This is a genomic window from Domibacillus indicus, assembly GCF_023715895.1.
Classification (GTDB): domain Bacteria; phylum Bacillota; class Bacilli; order Bacillales; family Domibacillaceae; genus Domibacillus; species Domibacillus indicus_A.
In genome coordinates, this window is sequence record NZ_JAMBOO010000049.1 from 1 (window position 1) to 7,672 (window position 7,672).

A 7,672-nucleotide genomic window follows, 5' to 3' on the forward strand; every position below is an offset into this window, starting at 1 on the left:
TAGGCACGCCGCCAGCGTTCGTCCTGAGCCAGGATCAAACTCTCCAAAAAAGTTTGACTTGCTCATTTGTTCCCATTAAAACACGGGGTGTTTTTAATGGAAGATAAAAATTAAAACGTTGACGTTTATTTTGTTCAGTTTTCAAAGATCAATTTTCTTCATTGTCGTTTCCGACAGCTAAATAATCATATCATGCATCAACTTTTAAGTCAACACCTTTTTATCAAAATAGTATTTTGATAAATGATTATTAGAATTCGTATTATCGCTTCATCGATGATACATCAAACGCGACAGAAAATCATTATAATACATTTGAATGTAATTAGTCAATAATATTTTCCCCATTACATTATATCCAAATAATTAAGATAACCTTATATAGGTTTATCCCACACGCTACTGTATTAGCGACGGACTAATACTACAACACGTACGTACTTCCATGGCAATAATATTTCTCCTTATTTTTATTACTTAGTTATGTTTATAAACCCAGTGTAATCCAAAACAACAGCAGTTGAATGCAATGTTATAAGAAAGAATAGATTTTACATTTGCTGATACACTGTAGAGTAAAGCACCTCATAACCTTACTCTCAAAATAGCGATCCTATTGAAGTTTTTATCGGTAAGTACTGCTCCAGTGATGATCATGATATATACTGAAACCTTTCGCTTATTCCTTGCAAAGGCCAGGCGCCGGAACTCCTATCACTTTTGTTAAAACTTGAAAAGGAATTTCATCAATCCGAATGGTGTCATAGGGAAACTGAAACTGACATAAGTGACAAAGATCCCTTATATGCATTTCCAGGATTTCTTTTTTCTCAGGGTGTGAAAAGAGACACTCTAACTCCTCCTTCTCCGACAAAGTCATAAAAGCAGATAAGCGGCTTTTACAACAACGGGGGCATATTACAATAAAGCGGTCTTCTAAAACCCCTGCTTTCTTTAAAAAAGTGAGTGTCTGCTTCTGAAGGCCGGGATCAGATGTAACACGCCCTATACTAGAAAAGTACTGGCCTTTTGAAAAACAAGACAAATGATTATCTAATGCTTTTTTGGTTTCCTCAGGGAGAAAATCAATTTTTTGGAGAATGGGGAAAGCATAAAAGTTGGCAGCGGATGAATGCGCCCCGTCTTTCATCTGGGAAATTAAAAGTGCTAGATCGCGCGAAAGATTACGCATAGGTAAAGCAGCAAAAGCCTTCTGAAAATGACAAAGCTTTTCTTTTGTATAAGCATCCTTCATTGCAGAGACATTAATGGACTGCAAATATGCAGCAAATGCTTTTGAAAATTCATAAATTTGTTCAAGGTCTCTCATTTCTCCCTCTCCTTTTTAAAATGAGATGCATACGTACCAGGAGGGTTTGTGTATCTGCCTCTTCCTATATAGAAAGTTCGTTTTAGTTCATGTAAGACCCGCTCACTGAAGGAAGGGTTCATTTCCAAAGAATTGCCTAAAAACTTCTTCAATATACAGTCTTTTTACCATTGATCTGGTAAATGACGCCTCCATCCTGCCACCAAAAAAGCGCCGCCCTTTAAACAGCGACTGCTATCGATTACTTACTTATAATTACTGTATGTTATATTTGCATGAATGTTAGCACTACACAAAAATGAGCCCCCGACCTTTATAAAGGCCAGGGGCTCATTTATTATTTTTTTAGATGCTGGCAAGCCAGTTTTATTATAAAAATTTAAGTAATAAAAAAATACAATGTCTTTATTAATCGTATTGGCCCCACCTACGCCATATACATTGACAGCCACCCTTGCTATCCTACCCAATGATTATATTCTTTTATTACTTCATTTTAGCTATACCCCAAAAACCAAAGAACAAATCCATTTATTTTTCTTTTTTGCTTTTTAAATATAATAAATATTCTTTTAAGCTTCAACTTAATAAAGTTGTTTACAGGGAGAACAGGCGAGTAATCTAAACACTGTAACATCGTAAAATCCAACTGAACTGAGGAGGAACTTTCAATGGCAAACAATCATGATAAAATGAGCCGTGAAGAAGCAGGCCGTAAAGGCGGCGAAACTACAGCAAAGAACCATGACAAGGAATTCTATCAGGAAATTGGGAAAAAGGGCGGCGAAGCCACTTCCAAAACGCATGGTAAGGAGTTTTACCAGGAGATTGGAGAAAAAGGCGGAGAATCTCGAGGCAAACAGCGCAATAACGATTAATTAAAAAATAGAATAGAGAGCGTGGACAAGCCAATGTCTCCATCACCCTATAAAAAAAGAGAATGCCTGCAAAGGCATTCTCTTTTTTTGAACAAAATATATCCTTCCCATGCTTTTAAACTGGTCAAGCTCATGTTTTCTGCTTTTAAATCCCTGCCCACACGTCTTTTGCGTACCTTCCATCTTCCTGTAGCTTCCATAACCACTGCATTGCTTCTTGTTCTGTTGCTCCGTGAACGGATTCGTAAGCTTTCTGCAGGGCCGTTTCTACATCCGGAGCCATTCTGGTTCCATCCCCGCATACATAAAGCCGGCCTCCCTCATCGAGAATACGAATTAATTCCGCTGTATCTTTCTGCATTAAATGCTGTACGTACGCTTTCGGGGCTTCTTCTTTACGAGAAAAAGCCGTATGAAGCATCACAATTCCCTCTTTTTCATAACCCTCCAGTTCTTCACGATAAATGAAGTCTTTTTCATTGCGGCATCCGAAATAAAGATGGGCTTCACCTAATGTTCGGCCTTCTTGTTTCATGGCAGCACGGGCCTGAAGAAAACCACGAAAAGGTGCCACTCCTGTTCCTGGACCGACCATAATGATTGGCGTCTCGGAATCTTCAGGCAGCTGAAACCGGGATTCCGGCGTACGGACAAAAATCAAGATATCTTCTCCCTGCTTACGGTCCGCTAAGTAAGTAGACGCCACTCCCCGGTATTCCCCCTGGCCGCTCCAGGCAGGCCCTTGTACAATACCGACCGTTATGCTGCATCGGTCCGGAGTTGCGCGAGGAGAGCTCGATATTGAATAATAGCGCGGTTTTAACGGGCGTAAAAGTGCCAAAAACCGTTCAAATGGTAGTTCACATGCTTCGTATTTTTCCAGAAGAGCCAGCATCGAAACGCGTTTTTTGAGTATTTCCTCTTGATAAATCCCTTCTTCAATTAAAGCTTCTAATTCACGTTTATGTGGAGGACAAAGAGTAAAAGCGGCCAGTTCCCGTATCTGCGCTCTGGTCGCTGCTTCCTGCACTTCCACACTGTAAGCAAGAAGATCATTCAAGCTCACCGGCCGGTCTAAAGGCAAGTGAGCTGCACTGCGTCCGCTGGCTGTCAACATCACTTGATCGTTCCCATTTAAGGCATATCTCTGGAGAATACGATGAACATTTTCCCGGCTATTTGCAGGCAGTACACCGAGGTGATCCCCCTCTTGATAGGTAATACCTTCCGGCAAAACCACCTCAATATGCCGGGTGCTTCGACCGCTGGCTGGCGACTGGAGTTCTCGATTCTCTCTAACCGAAGCATAAACCGCTTCGTACGATCGAGCGAGAGGAGACCCTCCTAGTCCTTTCACAAACTGAAGGCTTAGTGTGCTCCGCTCCGTTTCCGCCTTTTCATTAAGCTGCAGCCCAAAGGTTTCTATGGCATCCGTCCACATTTTACGTTTCCAGTGATCAAGCTGTTCTTCAAAATCTCCGCTTGTATCCGCTTCACCGCGTGCGGAGAACCGCAGCGCCCCTTTTTGGGCAAGCTGCTCATCAATCCACCTCGGTACGTACTGATACGTACTAGCCCAGTTATGATCACCGCATCCAAATACTGCATAACGCACACCTTCAAGCTCTCCTTCTTTTACTTCTTCCAGCCATTGCACAAACTGACCTGCATTGCTTGGTGGTTTTCCATTATAAGAAGAAGTGACGATTAAGACCGCTCCTTCTTTCGGCAGAGCCCCGATTCGATCATTTAAAGGCGCTACTTCTGTACGTACACCATGTAAGCCAGCGGTATCGGCCAGCTCACGCGCCACCCCTTCTGCCGTCCCCGTATCAGAGCCGTATAAAACAAGCAGCGGGCGATTATGAACACCTAAAATCGAGGCTCTTTTAACTTCCTCTTCTTCGTGATTCTCCACTCTTTTTTCTCCAGGAGCCAGAGCAGGTGTGTAAACAGCTGATTGCATACGCGGCTGAACTTGTATTTTAAAATCCCCTGGTTTTAAGGTTAATGTTTGTTTTATATCAAGATCATAATTTTCATAATCAATCAATTCAAAATGCTGAAGCAGCATTCCCAGTACAAGAGTAGCCTCATGGAGGGCAAACTGCATGCCAATGCACGCCCGCTGGCCGTTTCCAAATGGCTTATAGGCATGATGAGGCACTTTTTTCGGGTCTTCAAACCGTTCTGGACGAAATTCTTCTGCGTCTTCTCCCCACGCCTCTTTATCCCGGTGCAGCTGCGGAATCAGTACAGCTACCCTTTCCTTCTCTTTTTTTATCGGATACTTGCCGCCAATGACTGTATCTTCCTTTGCATAAAGACTGAATGCAGGGGCGGTCGGCCACAAGCGGAGCGATTCATTTAAAATCATACGGACATATTTAAGCTGTAATACCTGCTTATACGTTGGTGTTGCACCTGTTAACACCTGATCCACTTCTTCATACGCTTTTTTCAGTTTATCGGGATTTTTTAATAAGAAGTAAAGAGCAAATGACAACAAACCACTTGTTGTTTCGTGCCCTGCTATTAAAAATGTAATAATTTGAAAGCGAATATTTTCATCATCCAGCTTTTCACCCGTTTCAGGATCTTTCACATGTAACATGCGGGAAAGCAGATCATTTTCTTCTTGATGTTCACTCGCTCTGCGCTCGGCAATAATGTTGTCCACCAAGGTAAACATCGTCTGGATATCATGTTGAAACTGCCGCTTTGTTCGCACCATCAATTTATCCTGCAAAGAAAGGCGCTGCATTTGCTGCATCGCTTCATCCAAAGCGCGGACCATACTTGTGATAAACGGATGAGGATTTTCTCTATAAAAGCTGTTAAAGCGGTAGTTAAAGCCACACAATCCAATGGTATCCAGCGTAAGGCGGGTCATATCTTCCGGAACATCGACAGGTTCATTTGGATTCAGCCGCGCCCATTTTTGAACAAGCTGGACAGCGATATCGACCATCATGGAATGATAACCCTTCATAGCCCGCTGGCTAAATGTAGGGACGAGAATATTATGGGCTTTTCTCCAGTTGGATTCATGAGTCCAGCTCGTAAACAGCCCGTCTCCTGCAAAAGCACGGACTTTTTCCAAAGCTCCTTCAACACTTTTATCAAAGCGGGATTCATCGCATACTTCTGCGACAAGTTCATGTCCGGAAACGACTACTGACGTACCCGCCGGTGTATGTAATTGAAAAATAGGGCCAAATTCCTCCGCCAGTTTTATAAGCGATAAAGTCGGTTTATCGCGATCAATTAACGGGAGATTCCCGAGCGGGCCAAAGGTTTTCGGCTGAGGAATCGTGCTGGCTTCCTTCATGTAAAAACACCCTTTCTTCAATAAATGGACTAATTCCTTCATCAATATCCTACCATTTATTAGAATTTACCTTCCAATATTACGTAATGAATGGCCGGTAAAAGCACATATTGGCCTATCTATATTCTTTATTTGGAAAAAAATGATGTACTTGGCTTTTGCTCGGGCTGGAAAAATCTTGAGTCCTATGGATAAAAAACCCGGAAACAGAACAAAGCAGCAGAAGCCGGCCTGCACGCTTCCCCACTTTTCTTCTTTGTCCTAAAACTTCTAACTAAACGACAAATTTAGTGAAAGGACATTCTTTCCATACACCGAACTTAACACATATATGAAAGAACGTACCTGGAAAGCTTGTTGAGATTCATGACACACCTTTATAAGATCCTTATACCGTATCGTTATCAGGCACATGTGTTAAAACCTATCTTGAAAGGATGATGCAAATCATGACTCAAACGAAAGAGCAAACTGTAGAAAATCCCGCTGAACACGTAGAGGAAATGCGTTTAACAGTAAAAGAAGCCGCTAAACAGGTCAATGAAAGCCCTGGTGTCGTCCGTAATTGGCTGAGGGAGTTAAAGGCTTATATTCCTACCGTTCAGGGAGACAATGGATATAACTATTTTGATGAGCCTGCTTTAAAGAGACTGCTGCTGATCCGCAAATTGAGCCGTGAACAAAACTATTCGATTAAACAAATTGAATATTACTTTGCTACAGGCGAAACGCAAATAAAACCCGAACTTGTCAATGAAGAACCAGCAAGTGGCATTCGGAAAGATTTAGCCGTCATTATGGAACGGATGGAACGGCAGGAACAGTTTAATCAAGCGCTTGTCAATAAATTAGACGAGCAGCAGCAATACATTAAGGATTCATTGAACAGGCGGGATCAGCTTCTTCTTGAATCTTTAAAAAATACACAGGAAGCTAAAAAAGCAGAAATAAAAAAGAAACGCTTTTTCAAATGGTTTTCTAAAGAAAACGAATAAGGCGCTGTTCCCGCTTTACGCACATTCATTTTTACAAAAGTCCGCCCTCTCTAAAAAAGCGCTGTCCTTCAAGCAGAAGGACAGCGCTTTTTTTATCGTATTTGTTCACATAGCCGCTTTCTGGTGTAACCACGAAAGCTGTTCAAAAACCGAATTAGAAATCCTACGCCATTCAGCTATTGAATTCCTATGCTGTTTCTTTTTCCGTCTTGCACTCTGAATAATTGTTTAAAAAGACGTAGAAAGGATAACTTGTTTATGGAGAGTATGACAGCAAAAGGAGGAACTAATCATGGCTAAAGTGTTAGCAATATTATCAAGCGGGTTTAAAGATGCAAAAAATAATTATGAAACCGGATGGTGGGGAGAAGAATTATTTGCCCCGATGGAGCTGCTTGAAAAAGCGGGACACCAAGTAAACTTAGCTTCTCCGTTAGGCGGCAAACCCGAAATTGACAAACATAGCTTAGCGAAAGAATATGATCCTGAAGGGAAATATAAAACGTTATATGAATCCGGAAAAGCGGACTATACAACGGCTCTATCTGAAGTAAATCCCGATGAATATGACGCTGTGCTCATTGTAGGAGGCCATGGAGCTATGTATGATCTGGCTAAAAGTGAAGAGCTGCATCAAATCGTTAACTCCATTTACGATAACGGAAATATTGTGTCTGCCGTATGCCACGGGCCCGCTCCTTTAATCTGGACGAAGCGCCCTGACGGCAAAAGCATCATTTCCGGCTTACGTGTCACTGGGTATCCGGAAGCCATGGAGCCAGAAGGTCTCCCAGATATTCTGCCGTACAGTCTTGAAGGAGAAATGAGAAAGATCGCTGACTATACATCAGAAGAAAAAGTCGTATGGGGAAATGAACAGCTGTTGACCGGACGTGATCCCTTTTCTTCCGAAGCATTGGGAGAAGAGTTAGTCAAAGCTCTAGAAGAAAGAAACAAGTAAAGGTTTTAACAGAAAAAACAAAAAGAGGACAGCTTTCGCTGTCCTCACTTCTTGCCTGGCGGCGTCCTGCTCTCACAGGGGGAAACCCCCAACTACCATCGGCGCTGAAGAGCTTAACGGCCGTGTTCGGGATGGGAACGGGTGTGACCTCTTCGCTATTGCCACCAGACTATATGG

The 7,672-nt window shown here is 42.3% G+C and carries 4 protein-coding genes, 1 rRNA gene and 1 pseudogene; 3 read left to right on the top strand and 3 right to left on the bottom strand.

Annotated elements, in window-relative coordinates:
* Nucleotides 1–679: 679 nt before the first annotated feature.
* Nucleotides 680–1,255: a hypothetical protein gene (locus M3221_RS25260; protein WP_251274791.1), complete on the bottom strand. Its 576-nt coding sequence runs from the start codon at nucleotides 1,253–1,255 to the stop codon at nucleotides 680–682.
* A gap of 746 nt (nucleotides 1,256–2,001) precedes the next feature.
* Between M3221_RS25260 and M3221_RS25265 the strand changes: the two are divergent.
* A pseudogene (locus M3221_RS25265) lies at nucleotides 2,002–2,205 on the top strand (KGG domain-containing protein); the annotation flags it as partial.
* Nucleotides 2,206–2,353: 148 nt separating this feature from the next.
* On the opposite strand, the gene M3221_RS25270 reads toward M3221_RS25265, so the two are convergent.
* Nucleotides 2,354–5,539, bottom strand: coding sequence for a bifunctional cytochrome P450/NADPH--P450 reductase (locus M3221_RS25270; RefSeq protein WP_251274792.1), 3,186 nt, complete (start codon nucleotides 5,537–5,539; stop codon nucleotides 2,354–2,356).
* A gap of 449 nt (nucleotides 5,540–5,988) precedes the next feature.
* Here M3221_RS25270 and M3221_RS25275 point away from each other — a divergent pair, with 449 nt between their 5' ends.
* Nucleotides 5,989–6,534 (top strand): MerR family transcriptional regulator, encoded by a 546-nt coding sequence (locus M3221_RS25275; protein ID WP_251274793.1) that lies wholly within the window; start codon nucleotides 5,989–5,991, stop codon nucleotides 6,532–6,534.
* Between the two features lie 292 nt (nucleotides 6,535–6,826).
* The gene (locus tag M3221_RS25280) at nucleotides 6,827–7,495 is read left to right on the top strand and encodes a type 1 glutamine amidotransferase domain-containing protein (RefSeq protein ID WP_251274794.1); all 669 of its coding nucleotides are present in this window, start codon (nucleotides 6,827–6,829) and stop codon (nucleotides 7,493–7,495) included.
* A 53-nt stretch (nucleotides 7,496–7,548) separates the two neighbouring features.
* Here the strand turns inward: M3221_RS25280 and rrf are convergent.
* Nucleotides 7,549–7,664, bottom strand: a 5S ribosomal RNA gene (rrf, locus tag M3221_RS25285).
* Nucleotides 7,665–7,672: the final 8 nt, after the last annotated feature.

Coding starts and splice junctions, on each gene's coding strand:
- M3221_RS25260 (WP_251274791.1), bottom strand. CDS start 1,255: ATGAAGGATGCTTATACAAAAGAAAAGCTTTGTCATTTTCAGAAGGCT.
- M3221_RS25270 (WP_251274792.1), bottom strand. CDS start 5,539: ATGAAGGAAGCCAGCACGATTCCTCAGCCGAAAACCTTTGGCCCGCTC.
- M3221_RS25275 (WP_251274793.1), top strand. CDS start 5,989: ATGACTCAAACGAAAGAGCAAACTGTAGAAAATCCCGCTGAACACGTA.
- M3221_RS25280 (WP_251274794.1), top strand. CDS start 6,827: ATGGCTAAAGTGTTAGCAATATTATCAAGCGGGTTTAAAGATGCAAAA.